The sequence below is a fragment of the Mycobacterium sp. MS1601 genome, from assembly GCF_001984215.1.
In the GTDB taxonomy this organism is placed as follows: domain Bacteria; phylum Actinomycetota; class Actinomycetes; order Mycobacteriales; family Mycobacteriaceae; genus Mycobacterium.
Genome location: NZ_CP019420.1, coordinates 3,004,621 through 3,028,333, shown reverse-complemented (window position 1 = coordinate 3,028,333; position 23,713 = coordinate 3,004,621). Strand labels below are relative to the sequence as shown.

Below are 23,713 nucleotides of genomic sequence, written 5' to 3'. Positions count from 1 at the left end.
CAGGTGGCTGCTTCTGGGGCATGCAGGACCTGATCCGCAAGCAGCCCGGCGTCGTCTCCACGCGCGTCGGCTACACCGGTGGGCGCAACGACCACCCGACGTACCGCAACCACCCCGGGCATGCCGAGGCCATCGAGATCGAATTCGACCCGGCGGTCACCGACTTCCGGGCGCTGCTGGAGTTCTTCTTCCAGATCCATGATCCGAGCACCAAGGACCGCCAGGGCAACGACGTCGGCTCCAGCTACCGATCGGCGATCTTCTATCTCGACGACGAGCAGAAGCAGGTCGCCGAGGACACGATCGCCGACGTGGACGCCTCCGGATTGTGGCCGGGCAAGGTGGTCACCGAGGTCACGCCGGCCGGCGACTTCTGGGAGGCCGAGCCTGAGCACCAGGACTACCTGGTGCACTATCCCAACGGCTACACCTGCCACTTCCCGCGTGCGGGATGGAAGTTGCCCAAGCGAGCGACGCAGGACGCCTGACTCGTACTACCGGGCCCACTCCGCGAGTGCGGCTTCGGTGGTGATGTGGTCCAGTCCGCGTAGGACGGCGCCCCGCAACGGGGCGTCGTCGCCGTGGATGCCGTCCCGCACCTGCGGTGGGTCTGCTTTGCGGAAGGCCATCAGCCCCTCGAGGTAGGCCTGCCTGAACTGCTCGGGCGCGGCGGCCCGCAGGCCAACAGCCAGCCCTCCGAGCGTCACCACTTCCGGGTCGTGCAGATTGACCAGGCCGGCGATGCCTGCACCCAGCGCGGAGGCCACCTGGGTGAACGCCTTCCTGGTCGTGGTAGTGGGCCCGACGTCCAGTAGTCGGCGGGCGTAGGCCACCGGGTCGTCGGGTTCCGGTTCGCGGAGATGACGCGCCAGTGCGCGGCCGTCGACATCCATGTCCCAGCACCCCCGGGCCCCGCACGGGCAGACTCGGCGCGGGTCGCCGAAGGGGATGTGCCCGTATTCGCCGGCCGCTCCGTGCGCCCCCGCGGCGGGCACACCGTCGAGCACCAGCGTCCCGCCCAGTCCCACCGCCACGATCAGGTGCAGCGCCGTGCGCGCCGTGCGGGCGGCACCGGTGCAGGCCTCGGCCAGCCCGGCCAGGGTGGCGTCGTTGCCGATCAGCAAGGGCACCGACAGGTCTGCGGTGAGCACCGACAAATCGACGTCGTTCCAGCCCTTGGTGGTGAACTGCACCAGCCGGGTGCCGCTGACGGTGCCGGCCATCGACACCGACACCGCGGCGATGCGCTTCGACGATCGGCGGTGCACGCTGGCCACGGCGTCGCGCAGTTCGACCAGCAGCCGCGGCAACTGCTTGCCGACATGCTCGCCCTCATCCACCACGTCGTACTGCGCATCCAGGCCTGCCACGGCCAGTCGCCAGTGGGCCGGCCCCACCTCGACCGCCAGTACCAGTGGACCGTCCGAGTGCGGCGTCAGCACCGTGGTGGGACGGCCGCGGCCCTGCGCGGGCGCGGGCGTTTCGTCGAGCAGTTCCACACGGCGCAAGCGGGCCACCAGATCGGTGGCGCCACCGCTGCCGATCCCCAGCCGGGTGGCCGCCTCGGCCCGGGTGATACCCGGTTCGGAGCGCAGCAGCGCCAGCAGCTGAGCGGCCCGCAACCAGCGCACCTGTTCGACTGGACGTTGTTCCATCGATGGACCACTCAATCATGTTGATTAAACTCAGCAGCTGAGTATATTCACTGCGGTGACCGCTCTCGGGGACTCCCACACCGACGCCCCTGACCTGCGCACCCAGCTGCCCGGCCTGCTGTCACTGGCGCTGGCGTCCTGCCTGGCCGTCACCACCGAGATGCTGCCCATCGGCCTGCTGCCCGCCATCAGTGCCACCTTCGACACTTCCGATGCCACCACCGGACTACTGGTCAGCCTGTATGCCGTCATGGTCGCCACCCTGGCCGTCCCCCTGACACAACTCACCGCCGGCCTCCGCCGCAAGCCCCTGCTGCTGTCCACGTTGTTCTGCTACCTGCTGAGCAATCTGGTGGTGGCCCTGGCGCCCACGTTCGCGGTGCTGGCTGCGGGTCGGGTGATCGGTGGCATCACCCACGCGCTGTTCTTCTCGTTGTGCATCGGCTATGTCCCACGGCTGGTGAACCGCTCGCACGTGGGCCGGGCGCTGTCCATCGCCACCGGCGGTGCCTCGGCGGGTTTTGTTCTGGGCGTGCCCATTTCGACTTCGTTGGGCACCGCGGTGGGCTGGCGACTGTCGTTCGGCCTGTTGACCGTCCTGGCTGCGGTGACACTCGTGCTGGTGGCCCGCCTGCTGCCCGCCGTCGGCTCGGGTACTCCGGAGCGGCCGGCGGACAGCACCGGCAGTCGTCGTGACCTGACCGCGGTCGCGGCCGCCAACACGATGACCTATCTGGGCCAGTTCACGGTGTACACCTTCATCAGCGTGCTGCTGCTCGGGGCGGGTGCGTCACCGACACTGGTGGGCCCGATCCTGTTGGCGTGCGGCGCTTGTGGACTCGTCGGACTCTGGCTCACCGGGCGGGCACTGGACCGCGCACCACGCCGCGCAACCCTGCTCTCATTGGGGGGCGTGGTGATCGCACTGATCGCGTTCGGTGCGGGATACCCGGCCCTGATTCCTGTGGTGATCGCCGCGGCGGTGTGGAACGGCGCCTTCGGCGGAGCTCCCCTGATCTATCAGGCGTGTTCGGTACGCACGCACGCGGTGGCACCGGAAATGGCGGGCGCCTGGGTCAATTCGACCGCCAACTTCGGCATCGCCGGCGGCTCCGCGCTCGGCGCGGCTCTGCTGCCGACGATCGGCCCGTCGTGGTTGCCGTGGGTGGCGGTGGCTCTGATCACCGCTTCACTCGGTCTGAGCATGGCCGCCAGACAGGCCTTCCCGACACGCCTGTAGAGCGTCAGCGCCCGCGCCGCAGAGTGACCCGGCCCCCCTTCTTCGGGGTAAAGGCCACTCCCCGGGAATGCCACTTCTCGCCGGGTTGCGTGGTGGTCTCGATGGTGAATTCGCGCAACACCGTTCGGAGCACGACATCCATCTCCATGGTGGCGAAGGCCGCCCCCACGCAGCGGCGGGTGCCGCCGCCGAACGGCACCCACGCGAATGTGTTGGGCCGCTTGCCCAGGAAGCGCTCCGGGTCGAAGCGCTCCGGATCGGGGAACTCGCCGTGGTCGCCGTGCACCTGACCGATCGCCACGGACACCGAATACCCCTGTGGGACATGGAAGTCCCCGAGCTGAAAATCCGGGGAAAGGACGTGCCTGCCAGCGAAGTCGATGACGGTGCGGTTGCGCTGCACCTCGAGGATGACGGCCTGGCGGTACTCGTTACCACCCCCTTGGGCCTCGGCGGCCAACTGCCGCAGAACCGCCGGATGACGGGAGATCCGCTCGAAGCTCCACGCCAGCGTGGAGGCGGTGGTCTCGTGGCCGGCTGCCAGCAAGGTCAGCAGTTCGTCGCCGATCTCGCTGCGCGACATGGGCGTACCGTCTTCGTAGGTGCTGCGCAGCAGCAACGCCAGGATATCGGTGCGACTGTCGAGCCCAGGATCGTGTCGGGCCCGGTCGATCAGTTGGTCCACCACGGTGTTGTATTGACTTCGGTAGGCGGCCAGCCTGCCCCAGGGTGTCCACTTGCCGAGGTTCCTCGTGGGCGTCGGGACCACAGCCAACCGGGAGCCGAGGGTCACCCACGGCGGGATGATGCGGCGCAACGCCTCCAGGTTGGCACCGTCTGCGCCGAAGATCGCCCGCAGGATGATGTTCAGCGTGATGCGCATCATCGGTTCCAGCGTTTCGAACTCCTGCCCGTCAGGCCAGGTGGCGGCTTCGCGCAGGGTCTCCTCTTCGACGATCTGCTCGTAGTTCTTCATCGCCTTGCCGTGGAACGGCGGGGTGAGCAGCTTGCGGCGCCGACGGTGTTCGGCACCCTCCAGGGCGAACACCGACCCGGGACCGAAGATGCGGCTCAAGTTGGGCTGGATGTTGCCCAGGTCCTCGGTGCCGGCGGTGAACACCTGCTTCGCCAGTGCCGGATCGGTGACCACCACCATGTTTCCGAAGACCGGGATGCGAATGGTGAACACGCTGCCGTGCCGGTCAGTCAGCATGCCGATGGTCTGTCTGCGGAACAACGCGTACCCGATGCCTTGGAGCACCTTGGGTGCGCGCGCCACCGGCGGAACGGGCAGCCGGGCGTCGGTGGTGTGATCGGTGTGCACCGTCATCGGGGTCACTCCCCTCGCTTGCCGCGGTACCGCTGCGTACCGCGTCGTGTTACCGACGGTACTGGGTAGTACCAGTAAAGGCAACATCAATCGGCGAATCCGGAGCGGGAATGCGGGAGTATGGACAGGTGGCCGCCGTCGACACGATCAACACTCCCGCCGACGGCAACGACCCGTTCCGCGACCGTCTGCTCGACGGCCTGGCCACCTCCATCGAGCAACGGGGCTACCGCGAGACCACCGTCGCAGACATCGTCCGGCACGCCCGCACCTCCAAACGCACCTTCTATGACCAGTTCGGCAACAAGGACGACTGCCTGCTGGAACTCCTCGAGATCGAGAACGCCAGGATGATCACCGACATCCTGGCCACCATCGATCCCGAAGGGCACTGGTACCAGCAGGTGGAACAGGCCGTCGAGTCCTACGTCAACACCATCGAATCCCGGCCGGCGATCTGGCTGGCCTGGATCCGGGAGTTCCCCGCCCTGGGTGATCGTGCCCGACCCGTGCAACGTCGCACGATGGAACGGCTCACCAGCATGCTCATGGAGCTCACCACCAATCCCGGCTTTCTGCGCGCCGACTTCGAGCCGGTGACGCGGCCGCTGTCACTGATCCTCTTCGGCGGACTTCGTGAGCTGACCGCCGACACCATGGAGCGCGGCGAGGAGATCCGGTCGATCACCGACACCGCCGTGACCGCCTGCGCGGCGCTGCTCAGCCGCGCCCATCCCGCCTAGGCACTCCGCAGCCGGAACTACCGAATCATCCGATCAGAAAGCGCATTCGGCGCCGCGGGTGGAGACTGTGCGCATGAGCGAGCGCCCGGTCCGCACCACCCGTGCCACCAAAGCCACTGCATCCGAGGTCAGCGTCGCCACCGACGCCGCATTCGCGCCGGGTTCGGGCACCCCACGGCGGCGTCTGAAGAACATCTCGGAGGTGCGGCATTTCTTCCGCACCAACGACATCCCCATCTACTTTGTGGGCGCCACACCGTTCAACCTGCTCGGCCTGGACCGCTGGGTGCGCAATTTCTCCTACATCGCCTATTACGACGCCTGGGACGGCGCGCACCCCCGGGTGTTCACTCCGGCACACAAGCCGTACAAGGAATTCGAGAGCGGCGAGGAGATCAACAACTGGCTGCTCACCAATCCCGAGGTCCGGGCGTTCATCGACGCCGACACCCCCCGCGGTGTGCGCCCCAAGGTCGCGATGGTGTTCTTCGACGCCGAAACCGAGGACATCTGCCGCGAACTGGGCTACGACCTGATCCTGCCGCCAGCGAGCCTGCGCCAGCACCTGGATTCCAAGATCGTCACCACCCAACTGGGCAACGAGGCGGGTGCCCCCAGCGTCCCGAACGTGCTGACCAAGGTCGACGACTGGGCCGGTCTGCAGGAGGCGGCCGAAAAGGCCGGTTTGGGAGACGAACTCGTGGTCCAGACCCCCTACGGCGACTCGGGCAAGACCACCTTCTTCATCTCCTCGGAAGTCGACTGGCGCAAGCACAGCGCCGATATCGTCGGCCAGGACATCAAGGTCATGCGCCGCATCAACAACCGCCCAGTGGCGGTGGAGGCCGTCCTGACGCGGTGCGGCACCATCGTCGGCCCGTTCATGTCGGAACTGATCGGCTACCCCAAGCTGACCCCGGCGCGCGGGGGCTGGTGCGGCAACGAGATGTTCCCCGAGGTACTGACCGGCGAAAGTAGAAGCACTGCACGACAATTGGTGCGGCGACTCGGTGACCGACTGGCCAGGGAAGGCTACCGCGGATTCTTCGAGGTCGACGTCCTGGTGGACACCGACACCGGCGAGGTCTACCTCGGCGAGCTCAACCCGCGCATCAGCGGCGCCTCATCCATCACCAACGTCACCGCCGGCGCCTACGCCGACGTGCCACTGTTCCTGTTCCACATCCTCGAGTTCATGGGTGTGGACTTCGATCTCGACGTCGACGAGATCAACGAGCGCTGGGAGGAACTGGCCTCCGAGGACGTATGGAGCCAGATGATCCTCAAGGAGACCGACGACATCGTCCAGCAGCTCACCGCCACCCCGCGCACCGGCCAGTACGCCCTCGACGGCAGCGGCGCCCTGGTGTTCCGGCGCGCCGCCTTGGACTGGCACCAGCTGCAGAACGAGTCCGAGGCGTTTTTCCTGCGGATCTACGGCCCCGGCGACTACCGCTGGAAAGGTGCCGATCTCGGGGTACTGGTCACCAAGGGCCGGCTGCAGACCGAATCCGCGGGCACCTCGGCGCTGACCATCCGGGCCCGACACCTCATCGACTCGATACGTACCGAATATGCGGGTACTCCTCTGACGGAACCGGCTCCGCCCACCCCACCCAGCGTCAAGTGAGTCGGTTAATGTCGTCGAGAACTACAGAGGAGAACCCACGTGATCGGCGGCAAGTCTGGCCGTGTTCCGTCGAACCTGACGCTGGACAACTGGCAATCAGCTGAGCAGCTGCACTGGACCTTTCAGCACATCGCCGACTTCCTGCCCGTCGCCACCATCTCCCGCGGCGCCGGCCCGGTGGCCGAACTGCCCGCGACACCATCAGCTCTTGCCGAACTGCCGTTCTTCGACGCCACCCACGCCCGGCAGACCACCGTCGGCGACGTCATGGCGGCCACCGCCACCGACGGCTGGATCGTCGTACACAACGGCACGGTGCTCACCGAGCAGTACTACGCCGGCATGACGGCGGCCAGCCCGCACCTGTTGATGTCGGTGAGCAAGACCCTGGTGTCCACGGTGCTGGGCGCGCTGGAAATCGACGTCGACACACCGGTCACCGCTTTCGTGCCCGCGCTGTCGACGTCCGGGTACGACGGAGCGACCGTGCGCAATCTGCTCGATATGCGTTCCGGCATCTCGTTTTCCGAGGACTATCTGGATCCGACGGCCGAGGTGCGCCTGCTCGAACAGGCCATTGGCTGGGCTCCGCGCACCGTGGCCGACCTGCCGTCCACCATGTACGACTACCTGGCGACGCTGCGTGCCGACGCTCCGCACGGGGGGCCGTTCCGCTACCGCTCGTGTGAGACCGACGTACTGGGCTGGGTGTGTGAGGCCGCCGCCGGGGAACGCATGCCGGAGCTGATGTCACGGCTGCTGTGGGCCAACCTGGGTGCCGAGCACGACGCCACCATCGGTGTCGACCCGGTGGGCACCGGCATGTTCGACGGCGGCATCAACGCCTGCCTGGCCGATCTGGCGCGGTTCGGCTCACTGTTCCTGAACGACGGGGTGTCACTGACCGGAGCGCAGGTGGTGCCACCGGCGTGGATCGCCGACACCCTGGCCGGCGGCCCCGATTCCCGCGAGGCCTTCGCCGCCAGCCCGGACGACAACCGGATGCCCGGCGGGATGTACCGCAACCAGGTGTGGTTCCCCTACCCCGGCAACCACGTGGCGCTGTGCCTGGGCATCCACGGCCAGATGATCTACATCAACCGTGCGGTCAACATGGTGGCGGCCAAGCTGTCGAGTTGGCCGCTGCCGCAGGACGCCACCAAGTTCTTCCCGACGCTGGCGGCCTTCGACACCATCGCGAACTCGCTGGTCCAGAGCTGACTTCTGCATCAGGGTCGCCGAGTCGCACCCGATCACGACCCAGGTGCAGAAACTGCGGGCACCACATAGCCGAACACCTGCGGGAAACCCAGCCCACCACGCAGTTCCGCGGCCGTCGCCAACAGCACATCACCGTGACCCGGGTCGTAGATGCGGTAGCGGCCGCCCTCGACTCCGACCAACAGCACCCAATGCCGCGGGATGCCCCTGCCGAGCAGCATCGGCACCGGCCAACCCTGCCGCACCGCCGCGGGCACGCCGTCAAAACGCGACGTCCACCGGTAACGCACGTCGCCGCTGTGCCGGTTGAGTGCGGTAACCATGGCGAACGGGGTGGTGCCCAGCGCGCGCGGCCACACCGTGTTGAGTTGACGATGCAGCGTCTGCTGCTCGGCCTCGAACCACCCCGCCTGCTCCAGGTGGGCGGCGTAGGAGTCATCCAACATCGCCGCGGCGACGATCGCGGTACTGGGTCCGCACGTCACGCCGTCGCGCTGCCTGAGCTTCAGTTTGGTGAAATCGAGCGCCATCACCTGCCAGGTTAAGCCCGTCCTTCGAACTCAGCGCCCATGATGGTGGACATGCTGGACGAGCTGTACCGGGCCCGGCCCGAGGAGTTCACCGCACTACGCACCAGATTGGCGGCCGAGGCGAAAAGCCGCGGCGATACCGACGCCGCCGCCGCGCTCAAGGCCGCGCGCAAACCGACCACCGCGGCATGGGTGGTCAACACGCTGGTGCATCACGATCCCGACGCGCGTGACCGGCTGCAAGAACTGGCCGATCAGCTTCGTGACGCCCACGCCCAGATGGACGGTGAACGCATCCGGGCGCTGTCGGCGCAGCAGCGCAAACTGGTCACCGGACTGACCACGGAAGCGTTGCGCGCCGCAGATGTCGACAACCCGCCCGCCGCACTGCGCGATGACGTTACGGCCACACTGCAGGCCGCCATCGCTGACCCCGAGGTCGCCGCCCGACTGGGCACGCTGGTCAAAGCCGAGCAGTGGTCGGGCTTCGGTTTTGGTGTCTCCACCGCCAAAGCACCGCCGCCCAAGAAAGCCGGGAAGCCGCCGACGAGGCCGGCCGACAAGCCCGCGACGGACGCGCGCGGCCAGGAACGCGAGCAGGCCCGCACAGAGATGGCGCAGGCCCGCCGGACCAAGAAGGACACCGATGAGGTGTTGCGGCGTAGACACACCGAGCTCGCCGCCGCACGGACCGCCCACGACGAAGCTCAGCGTCGGTTGCGCGCAGCCGAGAGTGCGCTGCAGGACGCCGAACGCGCCTACAGCGAGGCCGAGGTGGCAGGGCTCGACGCCGACGCGCGCATCACCGAGCTGCGCGAGCGGCTCGACGAACTGCGCGGCTGACTACGCCTTTTCCGGCGGGAATCCGCCTGTGGCTACCGGTCCCCACCGCCTCGGCGTCACCCGGATCAGGCATTTGCCCTGCTCACGCATGGCCTGACGGTATTCTTCCCAGTCGGGATGCTCGCCGGCCACGGCGCGGTAGTAGTCCACCAAGGCCTCCACGGCGTCGGGCAGATCCACCACCTCGGCGTCACCGTCGATCTGCACGTAGGGTCCGTTGAACTCGTCGGAGAGCACCACGACGCTGGCGGTGCCGGTGCGACGTATGTTGGCCGCCTTGGCACGTTGCGGGTAGGTCGAGATCACCAACGTGCCGTCGTACACCCCGCCCGTCACCGGCGAGCTCTGCGGGCTGCCGTCGGCGCGGAAGGTGGTCAGCACCATGCGATGCCGTGGGGTCACGAACTCCAGTAGAGCGGCGAGTTCCACGTGTTCAGCGGTGGCATAGGTACGAGGCACCTGATCCAGCGTAGTGCGCGGTGAAGCAACCTGGTCAGCGTCTGATGCGGGTGCCGCTGACCTCGGCGCCGGCGGCGCGCGGCAACCGGATGGTCTCCATCAGGGTGAGCGCCAGCAGCGCCGCCAGCACCAGATACGTCCACTGGTAGGCCGCCCCGAGGTCGCCGCCGACAACCGGGGTCAGCTGGCTCAGCAGCAAGGCCGCCAGCGCGATGCCCACGCCTGAGGCCAGCTCCTGCACCGAGGCGTTGAGGGTGTTGGCGTGGGTCAGATCGTCGCCTTCGACGTCGGCGAATGCCAGCGTGTTGTAGGCGGTGAAGCCGATGGAGCGCAGCGCGCCGCTGACATAGAGGATCACCGCGATCATCCACGTCGGCATGGTGGGCGACAGTGTCGCCAGCACCCCGAACCACCCGACCGACAGCACTCCGTTGACCAGCAGCACCCACTTGAAGCCGAATCTGCGCAGCAGCGGGGTGGTGATCGGTTTGATCGTGAGGTTGCCGGCGAACAGCGCCGCCACCATGGCACCGGCCATGAACGGCGACCATCCGAACACCAGTTGGAACTGCAGCGGCAGCAGGAAAGGCACCGCTGTGATCACCATCCGGTACAGCCCTCCCGCCGAGACCGTGATGCGCAGCGAGCGGAACTTCAGCACGCCGAACCTCACCAGCGGCTCCGCAGCCCGGTGCAGATGCCCGGCCGCCAGCCCCAGCAGCACCACGGCCGCCACCCCGCCGACGAGCACCAGCAGCCAGTCCGTGCCCGACACCCGGATGCTCTCCAAGGCGATCAGCGCCGCCGCGATACCGGAGCTCAGGGTCAGCAGTCCGCGCCAGTCCAGCGGTCGGGAAGTCTCGGCGGGGCCACCACGTATCAACCGCAGCGCCAGGACGAATCCGACGATGCCGATCGGAATGTTGACCAGGAAGATCCATCGCCACGATCCCAGCGTGGCGATGGCACCCCCCAGAACCGGGGCCACCACGGGCGCGGCCAACGCCGGCCAGGTGAGCAGCGCGATGGCCCGCACCCGGTCCAGTTTGTCGCTGTAGCGCAGCACCGCCAACCGCCCGACGGGCACCATCATCGCGCCGCCGACACCCTGCAGCACCCGCATCCCGACCAGCATCGGCAACGAGACACTGAACGCGCAGCCGATCGAGGCGACGGTGAACACCACGATGGCGCCGAGGAACACCCGCCGGATCCCGAATCTGTCGGTCAGCCACCCAGTGGCCGGAATCAGCACCGCCACCGTCACCAGATAGGCGGAGATCGCGACGTTGACGTCGACCGGTTCTACGCCCAGAGAATCGGCGATCAGCGGGATGGCCGGGGTGATGATGGTGGCGTCGAGGATCTCCATGAAGAGCGCACCGGCCACCAGCAACGCCATCCCGAGCGGAAACCCCGCACGTTCGGTCGATGACACCGAGCGATTGTCCCAGAGGCTGCTGGCCGGTACCCCGGGGGTGATGACCCGCAGTCAGGTGGGATCCCACGAGTTCTGCGCCCAAAGAGCCGACGCGCTCACGGTGCTGGCGGCCGGCCCCGGGCTCACCCGCCGAACAGCAGGTACAACCCGGTGAACGTGTAGGCCACCATCACCAGCATCATGGCCAACTGCCCGGTGAGCTGATGTCCTTTCGGGAGCAGACGCAAGGCTGCGTCGTGGGCGGCCACCACACCGGCCATGTGCCCCAGCACCACAGCGCCGACCTTCACGGTGGCCAACACACCGGGATGCTCGGAGAGTACGTACGCCACGTCCCAGCTCAGACCCATGGGTTTCAGCAGCAGGATCAGCGTCTGCTGTCCACGCTCCACCAGATACGAAAGATAGTGCGCCAGTACATATCCCATGACAATGGGAATCAGTGAGTGCGCCAGCTGACCTGGTAGCAGGCGTCGCCGTGGGGCGTCCAGCCCTCCCGTGGCGCGCGCGGCGCCCCAGAAACTCACCCCCACCACGATGATGAACACCGCCAGGCCCACGGTGGCGACGGCGGTACCGACCCAGGCGCCGCCGCCCAGGTCGTCGACGAAAGCCCGCCACACCGGCATGGCCGAAAAGCTGTCGAAGGCAGTGGAACCCAGCAACACCGCCAGCACAGTGACCGTGCCGCGGCGTACCGGCAGCGAGGGCAGGTGGTGGAATGGGCTGCCGAACACCACGATCGAGTCGGAGCTCCGCCGAAACGGCGAAAGCCGCGACGCCGTGACGCTGTACACATCGAAGGGATCGGCTCGGGCGAACCAACGGGGCCCGAACACGGCCCCGCCCACCACCATCACCACGGCGTAACAGCCCAACCACAGCAGGATCACCGACGAGGCGCCGGGATCCGGACTGGCCAGCTCCAGCCAGACGAAGGCGAAAAGCCCCGCGGCGGCAGGCAGATAGCCCCAGCTCTCGGGATACCGGCGTGCTGCGCGTCCCGCCGGCCAGAGCGTACGCACCGGCGAGAGCACCCGCCACAGCGGGCCGGTCATGGCCGAGAGCACCGGCAGACCCACCCAGAGCAGCACATAGAACACCCCGGGCAGCGGATTGTCGGCTTCGGACGTCAGCGCCAGCACCACAACCCAGACTGCCAACACCAGCGCCACTCCGCCCGCGATCCGGCGGAGCACCACGCTGTCGATCAGCGCCGTCAGCCTCGGCATTTCCCGGCCGGCAGCAGCCGTGTCGAAACGTGCTGTGCGCCAAGCGAACGCCACCACAACGAAGGTCAGTGTCAGCGCCCACGCCGCACCGATCAGGGCGAAGGTGGGCGGGATCGGCAGATCCGTCGAGCCACCGAGCCCATGGGCGAGCACGGTGGCCTCGGTCATGGCCGGACCTGGATGCTCACCACGGTGCGGTGCGCCTCGTGCAGCTCGACATCGACGCGGCCCGGCACGTCGACGGTGAACTGAAAACTCTGGCCCGCAGCGGGTTCCACGGCAAAGGTGCGCTCGGGAACCGCGTGTACATGCAGCTCATCGGCCACGTCGCTGGTGACGTTCAGGGTGATCGGCATTCCCACCCGGGCCTCGAGTTCGGCGTTGGTGGGTGTCACGGTTGCGCCGGCGATGGTGATGTCCAGGACGGGGCCGAGTTCGGCCGCAGCGGCTGTGGTCGAGACGGACTGCGGGGCCTGCGGAACAGTCGGTGCCGAGGAACATCCCGCGAGCGCGAGGAGGGCGAAGAACACACCACAGAGTCGGTACATCAGTCACTTTCGGTGTTGTCGGCGTGCTCGTCAGGCCCTTGCCTGCGATCTCGGACGGCGATGAAGACCACCACACCCGCGACGATCACCGCGGGCAGCAGGGCAGGTAGGGCCAACAGCAGTGTGTGGTCGGCCAGGTAGGTGACGCCCATCAGCGGGTCGGCTGCACCCTCGGCTCCGGATCGTCCTGCGTCACCGACTGCGGGTCCGCCCGATTGATCCGACCACCGCCCCAGGTCAGTGCGGCGATGAGGGCCAGCGTGCACACCAGCACCACCAACGATGCCGCGGTGAACAACCAGCTCGGATGGTCGAAGTTGCGTTCCCGCTGCAGAATGGTGATCTCGGGGACGAAATCCCTTGTCACGCTGGCCTCGGCCGGCAACCCCTCCGCACCGATACCCGGATCGGCGGGCAGGTAGATCGGGACTCCGGCCATCATCGACCCGTCTTGCACACGCAACAGAGTCTTCCACGTTCCGGACACCGGAACGGCGCGTGTGGAGCGGTAGTGTCCAGTGCCCACCTTCTCCAGGCGGTCGATGATCAGGCCGCGTTCGTTGGCCAGCCCACCCTGCCAGGCCAGGATCGAGACCCATTCGGGGTGCTCGCTCACCAGGTCGGGCGGGTTGATGCGGACATCGGCGGTCACCATCCGCTGATCACCGACATTCGGTGCGTCCGTCAAAGCGATGGTGGCCGTGGCATTCTCGGGAACCTTTGCCTGTAGACCCAAGGTGACCGCCCCGCCGAGTACCAGGACCGTCAGCACCACGATGGAGACGCCCACCGCGGGGCGCGGTAGGCGCTGTCCGGTGAGCACCATGCCCACCATCGCCCCACACAGGCCCAGGAACACCGCGACCGGCACTGCCATCAGCAGCGCTTCGCCCCACATACTCGTCGGCCAAGGATAGTGATAGACGGCGGCGATCCAGAACGACTCGAGCCACAGCCCGGCGGTGGCCACCAACGCTCCCCCCACCGCGCCGAACAACAAGGGCCGCTTGAGCAATGGCGTCAAGGCCAGCAGTTCCACCATGATCGCAGGCCCGAGGTAAAGCGGGAACCAACTGATGGGTGCGCCCAGCACCGGGCCGACCACCAGGACGACGGCCCCGCGCAGCACGATCGCCAGCAGCGCTGCGGCGATGGCTGCGCCCGGCCCCAGCACCAGCCGTGCGGCCACCAGCGCCAGAGCCGCGGCACCGGCGATCATCATGGGCTGCAACACAAGCCGGAACTGTTCGACGCCGAAGTCGTATTCGATCTGGAAGACCGACAGTCCGATCACCAGCCCGCCGAAGGACAGATAGCGCAGCGACTTGATGGCGTAGCCGTCGCGCGGCGCGTCCGGCCCCATGGCTTTTCGGCCCTCGTATTCCAGGAACAGCACCGCGATCAGCGACAGTCCGGCCCCGCCGATCAGCATCAGGTGGGTGGGCCCCCACAACGTGACGTCCTGGCCGAAGATGCGGTGCCAGACGTCGTCGAGCGGAAAGCCGATCAGCGCGTAGAGCCCGCAGACGGTCATCAACACACCACCCACTGGGGCGTACCAGTGCCGGGTGATACGAACCGCGGCCGTCCCCGGTTTGTCGTAGGGCAGTGTGCAGGCCAACGCCCCGGCGATGAACAGCATGAACAGCCCCACCAGGATGAAGTAGTGGGCGGGGTTGGCCAGCGGTCCATCGTCTCGCCCCTTGCCGATGTGCAGGCCGACGTCCCAGATGAAGCCGAACAGTGCGCAGATCAGTGTCCCGGTGAACAGGAAGATCTGCATGGCCACCCAGGGCGGGCGCTTGAACCGCCGGCCCAGGCTCTCGGCTGTGGTGTTGAGCCAGGTGATCTTCCTGGCCCTGTGCTGGTAGCCGATCCAGATCAGGAGGACGGTGACCACGGCAGCGACAGCCGACAGGCCGATCACCTGGTCGAGCGCCGCACCTCCGCCCTCAGTGGCGGCGGCCAGGACGGCGGAGGTTTCAACGGCGCTCGGGGACGTCACGTTCCTGAGTATGGACTGTTCGCGGGCGGTTTCAAGAGCCTTCGAGCAAATAGCCGGACCGCTGGTACCGGTGAGTAACTCAAACGCCCTCGTCGCGCCCAGATTTACGTTGAGGCGAATTTGTAAAACTTTTTTGGCGCTGGACACCTCGTTTCCGGGTACCGCTACCAGATGTCTTCTTCTGCGGTTCTCTTCGACGTCGACGGCACGCTTGTCGACTCCAACTATCTGCATGTCCACGCGTGGACCCGGGCCTTCGCCGAAGAAGGCATCGACGTCGCGGCCTGGCGAACACACCGGTGCATCGGCATGGACGGCTCGGCGCTGGTGGATGTCTTGACCGGCGGCGTCGACGAGGACGTCGCCGCCCGACTGAAGGACCTGCACTCGCGCTTCTACCGCGAGACCGCGCCACTGATGAAACAGCTACCTGGTGCGCGAGCCTTACTGGACCGCGTCGAGCAGCTCGGCCTGCAGGTGGTTCTGGCGACCTCCGCCCCCGAGGACGAACTCGAACTGTTGCGTCGCGTCCTCGACAGTGAGGATGTGTTCTCGGCTGTGACCTCCGGCGAGGACGTCGACACCGCCAAACCGGAGCCGGGCATCGTCGAGATCGCCCTACAGCGCGCCGGGGTCGGCACCGAGAAAGCGGTGTTCGTGGGGGACGCGGTCTGGGACGTCGAGGCGTGCGAGCGTGCCGACGTGCCCTGCATCGGACTGATGTCCGGCGGGGTGTCCCGCGGTGAGCTCGAAAACGCCGGAGCCCGGGCAGTTTTCGAAGACGCCCAGGAACTGCTAGAGCACCTGCACTCCACCCGCATCGGGGAACTCGCCAAGGGGGAAGCCCGCCATGGACAGTCTTGATCGACGCCCGCCCGGAGTGGACGACGCCACGGTCGAAGCCGTGGGCAAACTCTCCGAAGCGTTGGAGACCGTCGAACGCGCCCGCGGCGCCCTGTACACCTTCCACCAGCTGATGGGCCACGCCGACGGCCAGGTCGGCGAGGCGTGTGCTCAGCTGCGCGCCGCGGGTCACATCGACATCGCCGACGAGCTGGACGCTGACCTGGTGGGACGGAACGTGCTCGCTGGCCGCTGGACATTCCAGGTGGTCGAGGAGTACGACGACGTGTACTGGACGGTGTTCCGCGAGCATGAGAAGGCGGTTCGGCGGGAGCTCACCGGCGGTGTCCGGCACGTCTACGAAGCAGAGATGAAGCAGGTCAGACGCACTCCCGGACGCCAGGGGCACGAGGCGACTCCGGACTGAGGAGCAATTGCCCGAGGTGTCAGTTTTGGACACCGTGTTTGGGGTATAGACCTGCTCGACTGCCACGGCGCGGTGGCCCGGACCGACTGAGGAAGGCGACATGGCGAACACCACACCCGAACCGCTGTCAACACCCGACGGTGTTGCGATTGACCGCATCGCCGCCGCTTCCGACATGTTGTTGTTCGGCGACCCTGGCCTGGCGCTATTCGGCGGAACCGGCCGCAGTTCCGATTCGCTGTATCACGGTCGGCACCGTGTCGCCGAATAGAGCTGTCTCGCCACCACCCACCGATGTGCAACCCGAAAGGTCAGTCGATAGGTTGAACTCCTCATCCCCGACGCGAGGAGTTGCCCCAGATGACCGCCAGGCGCAAGCGAGCGACCAGGTGAGCCCCGCCACCAACCCGGCTCGAGTGGTCGAGGTGTGGCCTGGCAAGGCCTACCCGCTTGGCGCCACCTACGACGGATCGGGCACCAACTTCGCCGTGTTCAGCGAGGTGGCCACGAAGGTCGAGTTGTGCCTGTTCGACGAAGACGGCACCGAGACCCGGTACACACTGCCCGAAGTCGACGGTTTTGTCTGGCACTGCTTCCTACCCGGCATCGAGTCCGGACAGCGTTACGGTTTCCGCGTCCACGGACCCCACGATCCGGGCGCCGGGCTTCGCTGTAACCCGAACAAGCTGCTGCTGGACCCGTACTCGAAAGCCATCGACGGTACGTTCAAGTGGGATCAGTCGCTGTTCGGCTACAACTTCGGTGATCCCGACAGCCGCAACGACGAGGACTCGGCCGCCAGTATGCCGAAGTCGGTGGTGATCAATCCGTTCTTCGACTGGGGAATGGACCGCCCACCGCAGCGCGAGTACGCCGACAGTTTCATCTATGAGGCTCATGTCAAGGGCCTCACCGAAACTCACCCAGATATCCCCGATGCCATCCGCGGCACCTACGCCGCAATCGCCCACCCGGCGATCATCGATCACTTGAAGTCCTTGGGCATCACTGCAATTGAGTTGATGCCGGTGCACCACTTCGCCAATGACTCGACGCTGATCGACAAGGGTCTGTCGAATTACTGGGGATACAACACCATCGGCTTCTTCGCGCCGGATTCGAAGTACACCAGCAGCACCACCCCCGGTGGTCAGGTGCAGGAATTCAAGGCGATGGTCCGGGCGCTGCACGAGGCCGGCATCGAGGTCATCCTCGATGTGGTCTACAACCACACCGCCGAGGGCAACCACATGGGCCCCACGGTGTCGATGCGCGGTATCGACAATGCCGCCTACTACCGCCTTGTCGATGACGACAAGCGGTACTACATGGACTACACCGGAACGGGCAACAGCCTCAACGTCGGGCACCCGCATTCGCTGCAGCTCATCATGGATTCGTTGCGGTACTGGGTCACCGAGATGCACGTCGACGGCTTCCGCTTCGATCTGGCGTCCACTCTGGCCCGTGAGTTCTACGACGTCGACAAGTTGTCGACGTTTTTCGAACTGGTGCAACAGGATCCGACGGTCAGCCAGGTGAAGCTGATCGCCGAACCGTGGGATGTCGGCCCCGGCGGTTACCAGGTGGGCAACTTCCCGCCGCAGTGGACCGAGTGGAACGGCAAGTACCGCGACACGGTGCGCGACTTCTGGCGTGGTGAGGCGGCCAGCCTCGGCGAGTTCGCCTCGCGCCTGACCGGCTCGGCGGATCTCTACGAACACACTGCGCGCCGGCCAGTCGCCTCCATCAACTTCGTCATCGCCCACGACGGTTTCACGTTGCGAGACCTTGTGTCCTACAACGAGAAACACAACGAGGCCAATGGTGAGGACAACAACGACGGCGAGAGCCACAACCGGTCGTGGAACTGCGGTGCCGAAGGTCCCACCGATGACCCGGAGATCAACGCGCTGCGCGCCCAGCAGCAGCGCAACTTCCTGACCACTCTGCTGCTGTCGCAGGGTGTTCCGATGATCTGCCACGGCGACGAGTTGGGCCGAACGCAGGGCGGCAACAACAACGGCTATTGCCAGGACAACGAAATCACCTGGGTCAACTGGGCCGAGGCCGATCAGGGACTGCTGGACTTCGCCTGCACAGTGTCGGCGCTGCGCGCCGAGCATCCGGTGTTTCGGCGTCGGCGGTTCTTCAATGGCCGTCCGGTGCGCCAGCGCGGATCCGCGGGTGTCCCCGACATCTCCTGGTTCCGCCCTGACGGTTCCGAGATGAACGACGAGGACTGGGATTCCGGTTTCGGCAAGTCGGTGGCGGTCTACCTCAACGGCCACGGCATCCCCGATCTCGATCCTCGGGGCCAGCGCGTCACCGATGACTCGTTTGTGGTGTGCTTCAACGCCCACCACGAACCCATCGAGTTCACGCTCCCACCTTCGGAATTCGGTGAAGGCTGGCAACCGGTGGTGGACACCGCCTCCGAGCCTGGTGACGCGGAGGCCGAGCCGGTGGCCGCCTCGGCGACGCTGAAGGTCGGTGCCCGCGCAATCGTGGTGCTACAGGCCACCGCCGGTTGATCCTTCAGGCCGGAAGACCGGCCAGTCCGGACCGGCCGGCCGCCACGGTGACAACGTTGGTGCGTCCGCGGCCGCGCCCATACCGGAGCCCCGCGACGGATATGGCCTCTCCGATGGAGAATATTGTCTATATTTGACGGGTGAAACCGACGGCTGCCGCTGACCGCAAGCGGGGGCCGCTGATGCGCCTCAGCGACCTTGCCGCAGCTCACGTCCGCGAGCTCATCGTCTCCGGCCAACTGCGCGCGGGCGAATTCATCCGCCCCGAGGTGGTGGCCGACGACCTCGGGATCAGCGCCACCCCGGCGCGGGAAGGCCTGCTGCTGTTGCAGACCGAGGGGTTCTTGACGATCGAACCACGACGCGGGTTCTCCGTCACCGCGCTGTCCGGGGAGGACATCCGCGACGTCTACGACGCGCAGGCACTGCTGGGTGGTGAACTCACCGCCAGGGCCGCGCAGATCATCAGTGTCGAGTTGGTGGACGAGCTGGAGGGCATCCAGGCCGAGCTGGAACAGGCCAATGCGGACAAGGACTTCGAGGCTGTCGAGCGGCTCAATCACCGCTTCCACGAAACGATCTACCGGGTGGCCGGGTCACGCAAGATCCGTTGGCTCATCAAGGCGACGCTGCCGTACGCACCACGGAAGTTCTTCGCCGCGGTCGAGGGCTGGCCCGAGGCGTCGGCCAAGGACCACCGCGCCATCATCGAGCATCTGCGCTCCGGTGACGCCGAGGCGGCGCGGGATGCGATGGCACATCACGTGCGGCGGGCGGGCGTGCTGCTGGCCGAGCACCTGACGGCCAGCGGCACACTCGGCTAACGCGCCGCCACCGCGAGAATACGGCGAGCCCGCTCCACCACCGGCACATCGATCATCCTGCCGTTGACCGGCGGGGCCACATCATGAGTAGCCGGCGGTGGAGGTGGCATGCAGGATCCCCGCGCCGGAGACCACCGACAGTTCCGCGGCGGCTCCGTCGGCCGCCGGGGCGCCCTGCACCCTGATCGGGTCGCCGACAAAAACCGGTTTCAAGAGCCGAAAGTCGAAGCTGGTCAGTGGCCTGTCACTGTTGGTGCGGGCGAGCTCGGACATGTACAGCGCCAGTAGAGGTCCGTGCACCACCAGTCCTGGGAAGCCTTCGACTGTCGTGGTGTACTCCTGGTCGTAGTGGATGCGGTGCGCATTGGCGGTCAATGCGCTGAACCGGAACAGCAGCGCCGGGTGTGTGTGCGGTTCGGACACCCAGGGCGCAGTCGGGGCTTCCAGCGGCTCGTTGACCTTGACGAACGGTGTGGCCGCCCCGGAGTCGCTGCGGTACACCAGGTCCTGTTCCTCCGTCATACGCGCGCTGCCATTCTGGCTGAACTCGTTGCGCACCGTGACGAACAGCAGTTCACCGGTCCTGCCCTGCTTGACCTTGGTGGTCACCAACTCGGACGTGCGAGTGGCCTGTTGCCCCAGCAGCATCGGTTCGTGGATGCGCAGCCGCGCTCCGGCGAACATCCTGCGGCGGTGCGGGATCGGCGGCAGGAAGTGCCCGTCACGCGGGTGCCCGTCGTCCCCCAGTTCGGCAGTGGGCGCGAACTCGGTGAAGTAGAACCAGTGCCACATCGGCGGCAGGCGGTCACCGCCGCCGATGTTGACATCCAGGTCCAGGGTCGCAGCGAACCGCTGTGCGGTATCGACAGTCAGATTCTCTGTGCTGGTGAGTGTTTGAGGATTCCAGCCTTGGATGTACCGATCCAGTGACATCTCAACTCCTCGTGTCGAGGGCGGTCTGTTCCTGCGAGCAACGACAACATGGCCGGCGTCACTGGTCCAGCCCGCCCCGCTTCACCAGCTGCTTGGCGATGACGCCGCGCTGGATCTCGTTGGTACCCTCCCCCACGATCATCAGCGGGGCGTCACGGAAGTAGCGTTCGACGTCGTACTCGGTGGAGTAGCCGTACCCCCCGTGCACCCGCACCGCGTCCAGGGCCACCTCCATTCCCACCTCGGACGCGAACAGCTTGGCCATGCCGGCCTCCATGTCCACCCGGGCGCCGGAGTCGAATTTCTCTGCGGCAGTGTTCAACAGCGCGCGGGCAGCCGACAGCTTGGTGCCCATATCGGCCAGCATGTTGCCCACCGACTGGTGCTGCCAGATGGGCTTGCCGAAGCTCTCTCGTTCCTGGGAGTAGCGCAGCGCATCCTCGAAGGCGGCACGGGCGACGCCGGTGGCACGGGCTGCCACCTGCAGCCGCCCCACCTCCAGGCCTTTCATCATCTGCGCAAAGCCGTTTCCCTCGGACTCCCCCAGCAGTGCATCGGCAGGTACCCGGCAGTCGTGGAAATTCAGCTCGCAGCTCTCGACTCCCTTGTAGCCGAGCTTGGGCAGGTCCTTGGACACCGTGAAGCCAGGAACCTTCTCCACCAACAGGATCGAGACGCCCTTGTGCGCGGGCTCTGCACTAGGGTCGGTCTTGCACATCAGCGCCACCAGCCCGGCGCGGCGGGCATTGGTGATCCAGGTCTTGCTGCCGTTGATGACGTATTCGTCGGCGCCATCGCGCTCTTCCAGGCGGGCGACGGTCCGCATGGCCTGCAGGTCGGAACCGCCGCCGGGCTCGGTCAGCGCCATGGTGGTGCGCAGTTCCCCGGTTGCCATCCGGGGCAGGTACTTCTGTTTCTGCTCCTCGGTGCCGAACATGACGATCAGCTTGGACACCACGGTGTGTCCACCCATCGCGCCGGCCAGGCTCATCCAACCGCGGGCGAGTTCCTCGGTGACGGCCACGTAGCAGGGCATCGAGACCTGTCCGACGCCATAGGGTTCCGGGATCGCGAGCCCGAAGATCCCGATCTGCTTCATCATGTTGATGAGCTCTTCCGGATAGGTGTTGGCGTGCTCGAGATCACGCACCACGGGCTTCACCTGCTTTTCGACGAACTCTCTCACCGCATCGACCAGGGCCTTCTCTTCTGCCGACAGCACCATGCCGCCACCTCCCGTCTCCATAGAAAATATTTTATGGACGTCATCCGATGCAAGGTGGTCGGTGTAGACACTTTTCGAAATCTGCCCACACGGTGGCATCCATGCCCTAGCGTTCGGCAAGTGACCTCGCGCAATCCGCATGCCGGCGTGCCGTTCACCGATTCCGACACCGAGATCGCCGCCGCACTCGAGGACGTATCGATTCCTGCGCTTCTGCTGTCCTGTGTCCATATGAGTGGCAATGCAGCACTGCTCGACGGGCCACTCAAGCCCGCCGGGCTGTTCCTCAACGAGGTCCAGGGCTACATGAGCGAGCCCGACAAAGCCGCAGCCCGGGCACTGGCCCTCGACATCATCCGCGACTACCGCGACCGCGGCTGTCCCGAGCCTGCTCCCGTGGATCGCACACTGCTGAAACGGATGATGAACTGGCTGGTGTGCGAGGATGTTTCACCCGAGTACGTGCCCATGATGCTCGAGGAGATGGAACTCGACGGCCGCGACCAACGCGACACCCACCTCTTGTCCGCCCCCCTTGACCGCGCGAACTTCCCGGTCGTCGTCATCGGAGCGGGCCAGTCCGGGCTGCTGGCCGCCATCCGGTTGCAGCAGGCCGGCATTCCTTTCACCGTACTGGAGAAGAACGCCGGTGTCGGCGGAACCTGGTGGGAGAACACCTATCCCGGAGCCAGGGTGGATGTCGGCAACCACTTCTACTGTTACAGCTTCGAACCCGACGATCACTGGTCGGAGTTCTTCGCCCAGCAACCCGAACTGCAGGGCTACTTCCAGTCGGTGATGGATCGCCACGGCGTGGCCGAGCACATCCGGTTCAACACCGCGGTGACGTCCGCAGAATGGGACGACGACTCGTCCAGCTGGACTGTGCATCTCGGCAACGGCGAGACGCTGCGCGCTCGCGCGGTGATCACCGCGGTCGGCCAACTCAACGCCCCCCACATACCGGTGTTCGACGGCGCGGAATCCTTTGCCGGAGCGGCCTTTCACACCGCCCGCTGGGATCATGACGTGGACCTCGACGGTAAGAACGTCGTGATGATCGGCGCGGGCGCCTCCGGGTTCCAGGTGGCCCCGGCCATCGCCGAGCGGGTGGGCAGTCTCACCGTCTTCCAGCGCACCGCGCAGTGGATGTTCCCCAACCCGAACTACCACGCACAGGTGGGGCCCGGAGTCCGGTGGGCGTTGCGGCATCTGCCGTTCTACGGCCGCTGGTACCGCTTCCTGATCTTCTGGCCCGGATGCGACACCGGCTTGGCCGCCGCAAAGATCGATCCGGACTGGCCCGAACAGCAGACCTCGATCAGTGCCGCCAACGACCTGGCTCGAATGATGTTCACCGAATGGATCAAGAGCCAGATCCCGGATGACCCGGAGCTTCTGGCGAAGGTGATCCCCGACTATCCCGCCACCGGCAAACGCACCCTGCAGGACAACGGGAGCTGGTTGCAGACCCTGACCCGGGACAACGTCGAGCTGGTCCGCGGCGGTGTCGCCCGCATCGACCACGACGCCGTGGTGGCCGAAGACGGCACCCGCTACCCCGCCGACGTCCTGGTCTACGCCACCGGTTTCCGCGTCAACGACACGCTCTGCTCATTGACCATCAGGGGCCGCAACGGAATCGAGATCCATGACTATTGGGGCAGCAGGCCCGCAGCCTATCTGGGGATGACGGTCCCCGGCTTCCCCAACTTCTTCTGCCTCTACGGCCCCGGTACCAACCTGGCCAGCGGCGGCAGCCTGATCTTTCACTCCGAGTGCGAAGTCCGCTACATCATGGGCTGCCTCGACCTGCTGATCGCCACGGACAAACAGGCGATGGAGCCGAGGCAGGAGCGCTACGACGACTGGTATCGACGATCGCAAGCTGAACTGAAGACCATGGTGTGGTCGCATCCGGCCATCAAACACAGCTTCTACAAGGACGACGCCGGCCTGGTGCACTCGCTGAGCCCGTGGCGCCTCGTCGACTACTGGTCCTGGACCCGCACGCCCGACGCGAGTGACTACATCCTGACCTGAAGGGTTC

23 protein-coding genes are annotated in these 23,713 nt (G+C 66.4%); 12 read left to right on the top strand and 11 right to left on the bottom strand.

The genetic code is table 11. From position 1 onward, the window contains the following. The first annotated feature begins 20 nt into the window (after window positions 1-20). Window positions 21-488 carry a peptide-methionine (S)-S-oxide reductase MsrA gene (gene msrA, locus BVC93_RS14780; RefSeq protein WP_236950447.1) on the top strand — a complete coding sequence of 156 codons (468 nt, stop codon included), beginning with the start codon at window positions 21-23 and terminating at the stop codon, window positions 486-488. A gap of 6 nt (window positions 489-494) precedes the next feature. Here the strand turns inward: msrA and BVC93_RS14775 are convergent, their stop codons facing one another. Then, a complete protein-coding gene (locus BVC93_RS14775) occupies window positions 495-1,655 on the bottom strand; it encodes an ROK family protein (RefSeq protein WP_157516927.1) in 1,161 nt (386 codons plus the stop codon). Between the two features lie 55 nt (window positions 1,656-1,710). Between BVC93_RS14775 and BVC93_RS14770 the strand changes: the two genes are divergently transcribed. Beyond that, the gene (locus tag BVC93_RS14770) at window positions 1,711-2,895 is read left to right on the top strand and encodes an MFS transporter (protein ID WP_083738120.1); all 1,185 of its coding nucleotides are present in this window, start codon (window positions 1,711-1,713) and stop codon (window positions 2,893-2,895) included. Window positions 2,896-2,899: 4 nt separating this feature from the next. Here BVC93_RS14770 and BVC93_RS14765 read toward each other — a convergent pair whose 3' ends face one another. Beyond that, window positions 2,900-4,225: a cytochrome P450 gene (locus tag BVC93_RS14765; RefSeq protein WP_083738119.1), complete on the bottom strand. Its 1,326-nt coding sequence runs from the start codon at window positions 4,223-4,225 to the stop codon at window positions 2,900-2,902. Between the two features lie 110 nt (window positions 4,226-4,335). Here BVC93_RS14765 and BVC93_RS14760 point away from each other — a divergent pair, with 110 nt between their 5' ends. The 3 genes from BVC93_RS14760 to BVC93_RS14750 all read left to right on the top strand — a co-directional run bounded on the left by BVC93_RS14760 (window position 4,336) and on the right by BVC93_RS14750 (window position 7,819). Continuing rightward, window positions 4,336-4,968 (top strand): TetR/AcrR family transcriptional regulator, encoded by a 633-nt coding sequence (locus tag BVC93_RS14760; protein WP_083738118.1) that lies wholly within the window; start codon window positions 4,336-4,338, stop codon window positions 4,966-4,968. Window positions 4,969-5,041: 73 nt separating this feature from the next. Further along, the gene (locus BVC93_RS14755) at window positions 5,042-6,598 is read left to right on the top strand and encodes a biotin carboxylase (protein WP_083741063.1); all 1,557 of its coding nucleotides are present in this window, start codon (window positions 5,042-5,044) and stop codon (window positions 6,596-6,598) included. Between the two features lie 39 nt (window positions 6,599-6,637). Next, entirely contained in the window at window positions 6,638-7,819 is a 1,182-nt protein-coding gene (locus tag BVC93_RS14750) for a serine hydrolase domain-containing protein (protein WP_083738117.1), read from the top strand. 32 nt (window positions 7,820-7,851) lie between these two features. On the opposite strand, the gene BVC93_RS14745 is transcribed toward BVC93_RS14750, so the two are convergent. After that, window positions 7,852-8,349 (bottom strand): hypothetical protein, encoded by a 498-nt coding sequence (locus tag BVC93_RS14745; protein ID WP_083738116.1) that lies wholly within the window; start codon window positions 8,347-8,349, stop codon window positions 7,852-7,854. Between the two features lie 51 nt (window positions 8,350-8,400). On the opposite strand from BVC93_RS14745, the gene BVC93_RS14740 reads away from it, so the two are divergent. After that, entirely contained in the window at window positions 8,401-9,192 is a 792-nt protein-coding gene (locus tag BVC93_RS14740) for a hypothetical protein (RefSeq protein ID WP_236950367.1), read from the top strand. Here BVC93_RS14740 and BVC93_RS14735 read toward each other — a convergent pair whose 3' ends face one another. The 6 genes from BVC93_RS14735 to BVC93_RS14715 all read right to left on the bottom strand — a co-directional run bounded on the left by BVC93_RS14735 (window position 9,193) and on the right by BVC93_RS14715 (window position 14,877). Further along, window positions 9,193-9,651, bottom strand: a complete 459-nt coding sequence (locus BVC93_RS14735) for a PPOX class F420-dependent oxidoreductase (RefSeq protein ID WP_083738114.1) — start codon at window positions 9,649-9,651, stop codon at window positions 9,193-9,195. It lies immediately after the preceding gene. Between the two features lie 34 nt (window positions 9,652-9,685). Further along, the gene (locus BVC93_RS14730; protein ID WP_083738113.1) at window positions 9,686-11,053 is read right to left on the bottom strand and encodes an MFS transporter; all 1,368 of its coding nucleotides are present in this window, start codon (window positions 11,051-11,053) and stop codon (window positions 9,686-9,688) included. Window positions 11,054-11,214: 161 nt separating this feature from the next. Beyond that, window positions 11,215-12,492, bottom strand: coding sequence for a hypothetical protein (locus tag BVC93_RS14725; RefSeq protein ID WP_083738112.1), 1,278 nt, complete (start codon window positions 12,490-12,492; stop codon window positions 11,215-11,217). Continuing rightward, complete coding sequence (locus BVC93_RS14720) at window positions 12,489-12,872, bottom strand: hypothetical protein (RefSeq protein WP_083738111.1); 384 nt, start codon at window positions 12,870-12,872, stop codon at window positions 12,489-12,491. Before BVC93_RS14720 ends, BVC93_RS14725 begins: the two co-directional genes overlap by 4 nt. Beyond that, complete coding sequence (locus BVC93_RS33590) at window positions 12,872-13,024, bottom strand: hypothetical protein (protein ID WP_192860328.1); 153 nt, start codon at window positions 13,022-13,024, stop codon at window positions 12,872-12,874. Before BVC93_RS33590 ends, BVC93_RS14720 begins: the two co-directional genes overlap by 1 nt. Continuing rightward, window positions 13,024-14,877, bottom strand: a complete 1,854-nt coding sequence (locus tag BVC93_RS14715; RefSeq protein ID WP_192860327.1) for a hypothetical protein — start codon at window positions 14,875-14,877, stop codon at window positions 13,024-13,026. The genes BVC93_RS33590 and BVC93_RS14715 overlap by 1 nt, the downstream gene beginning before the upstream one ends. Window positions 14,878-15,048: 171 nt before the next feature. Between BVC93_RS14715 and BVC93_RS14710 the strand changes: the two genes are divergently transcribed. The 5 genes from BVC93_RS14710 (at window position 15,049) to BVC93_RS14695 (ending at window position 19,505) form a co-directional block, all read left to right on the top strand. Next, complete coding sequence (locus BVC93_RS14710; RefSeq protein ID WP_083738110.1) at window positions 15,049-15,741, top strand: HAD family hydrolase; 693 nt, start codon at window positions 15,049-15,051, stop codon at window positions 15,739-15,741. After that, a complete protein-coding gene (locus BVC93_RS14705; RefSeq protein ID WP_083738109.1) occupies window positions 15,728-16,147 on the top strand; it encodes a hypothetical protein in 420 nt (139 codons plus the stop codon). Before BVC93_RS14710 ends, BVC93_RS14705 begins: the two co-directional genes overlap by 14 nt. Window positions 16,148-16,247: 100 nt before the next feature. Continuing rightward, window positions 16,248-16,418 (top strand): hypothetical protein, encoded by a 171-nt coding sequence (locus BVC93_RS33110; protein ID WP_157516926.1) that lies wholly within the window; start codon window positions 16,248-16,250, stop codon window positions 16,416-16,418. Between the two features lie 118 nt (window positions 16,419-16,536). After that, window positions 16,537-18,681: a glycogen debranching protein GlgX gene (gene glgX / locus BVC93_RS14700; protein WP_083738108.1), complete on the top strand. Its 2,145-nt coding sequence runs from the start codon at window positions 16,537-16,539 to the stop codon at window positions 18,679-18,681. A 140-nt stretch (window positions 18,682-18,821) separates the two neighbouring features. Continuing rightward, the gene (locus BVC93_RS14695; RefSeq protein ID WP_083738107.1) at window positions 18,822-19,505 is read left to right on the top strand and encodes a GntR family transcriptional regulator; all 684 of its coding nucleotides are present in this window, start codon (window positions 18,822-18,824) and stop codon (window positions 19,503-19,505) included. Window positions 19,506-19,586: 81 nt separating this feature from the next. Here the strand turns inward: BVC93_RS14695 and BVC93_RS14690 are convergent, their stop codons facing one another. Both BVC93_RS14690 and BVC93_RS14685 read right to left on the bottom strand, forming a co-directional pair. Beyond that, window positions 19,587-20,438 carry an FAS1-like dehydratase domain-containing protein gene (locus BVC93_RS14690; protein WP_083738106.1) on the bottom strand — a complete coding sequence of 284 codons (852 nt, stop codon included), beginning with the start codon at window positions 20,436-20,438 and terminating at the stop codon, window positions 19,587-19,589. Between the two features lie 58 nt (window positions 20,439-20,496). Continuing rightward, window positions 20,497-21,663 (bottom strand): acyl-CoA dehydrogenase family protein, encoded by a 1,167-nt coding sequence (locus tag BVC93_RS14685; RefSeq protein ID WP_083741061.1) that lies wholly within the window; start codon window positions 21,661-21,663, stop codon window positions 20,497-20,499. A 120-nt stretch (window positions 21,664-21,783) separates the two neighbouring features. Here BVC93_RS14685 and BVC93_RS14680 point away from each other — a divergent pair, with 120 nt between their 5' ends. Next, a complete protein-coding gene (locus BVC93_RS14680; RefSeq protein WP_236950366.1) occupies window positions 21,784-23,706 on the top strand; it encodes a flavin-containing monooxygenase in 1,923 nt (640 codons plus the stop codon). Window positions 23,707-23,713 lie beyond the last annotated feature (7 nt).

Coding starts and splice junctions, on each gene's coding strand:
- BVC93_RS14730 (WP_083738113.1), bottom strand. CDS start 11,053: ATGGCGTTGCTGGTGGCCGGTGCGCTCTTCATGGAGATCCTCGACGCC.
- BVC93_RS14685 (WP_083741061.1), bottom strand. CDS start 21,663: ATGGTGCTGTCGGCAGAAGAGAAGGCCCTGGTCGATGCGGTGAGAGAG.
- BVC93_RS14720 (WP_083738111.1), bottom strand. CDS start 12,872: ATGTACCGACTCTGTGGTGTGTTCTTCGCCCTCCTCGCGCTCGCGGGA.
- BVC93_RS14690 (WP_083738106.1), bottom strand. CDS start 20,438: ATGTCACTGGATCGGTACATCCAAGGCTGGAATCCTCAAACACTCACC.
- BVC93_RS14740 (WP_236950367.1), top strand. CDS start 8,401: ATGCTGGACGAGCTGTACCGGGCCCGGCCCGAGGAGTTCACCGCACTA.
- BVC93_RS14760 (WP_083738118.1), top strand. CDS start 4,336: ATGCGGGAGTATGGACAGGTGGCCGCCGTCGACACGATCAACACTCCC.
- BVC93_RS33590 (WP_192860328.1), bottom strand. CDS start 13,024: ATGGGCGTCACCTACCTGGCCGACCACACACTGCTGTTGGCCCTACCT.
- msrA (WP_236950447.1), top strand. CDS start 21: ATGCAGGACCTGATCCGCAAGCAGCCCGGCGTCGTCTCCACGCGCGTC.
- BVC93_RS14705 (WP_083738109.1), top strand. CDS start 15,728: ATGGACAGTCTTGATCGACGCCCGCCCGGAGTGGACGACGCCACGGTC.
- BVC93_RS33110 (WP_157516926.1), top strand. CDS start 16,248: ATGGCGAACACCACACCCGAACCGCTGTCAACACCCGACGGTGTTGCG.
- BVC93_RS14775 (WP_157516927.1), bottom strand. CDS start 1,655: ATGGAACAACGTCCAGTCGAACAGGTGCGCTGGTTGCGGGCCGCTCAG.
- BVC93_RS14710 (WP_083738110.1), top strand. CDS start 15,049: ATGTCTTCTTCTGCGGTTCTCTTCGACGTCGACGGCACGCTTGTCGAC.
- BVC93_RS14755 (WP_083741063.1), top strand. CDS start 5,042: ATGAGCGAGCGCCCGGTCCGCACCACCCGTGCCACCAAAGCCACTGCA.
- BVC93_RS14725 (WP_083738112.1), bottom strand. CDS start 12,492: ATGACCGAGGCCACCGTGCTCGCCCATGGGCTCGGTGGCTCGACGGAT.
- BVC93_RS14765 (WP_083738119.1), bottom strand. CDS start 4,225: ATGACGGTGCACACCGATCACACCACCGACGCCCGGCTGCCCGTTCCG.
- BVC93_RS14745 (WP_083738116.1), bottom strand. CDS start 8,349: ATGGCGCTCGATTTCACCAAACTGAAGCTCAGGCAGCGCGACGGCGTG.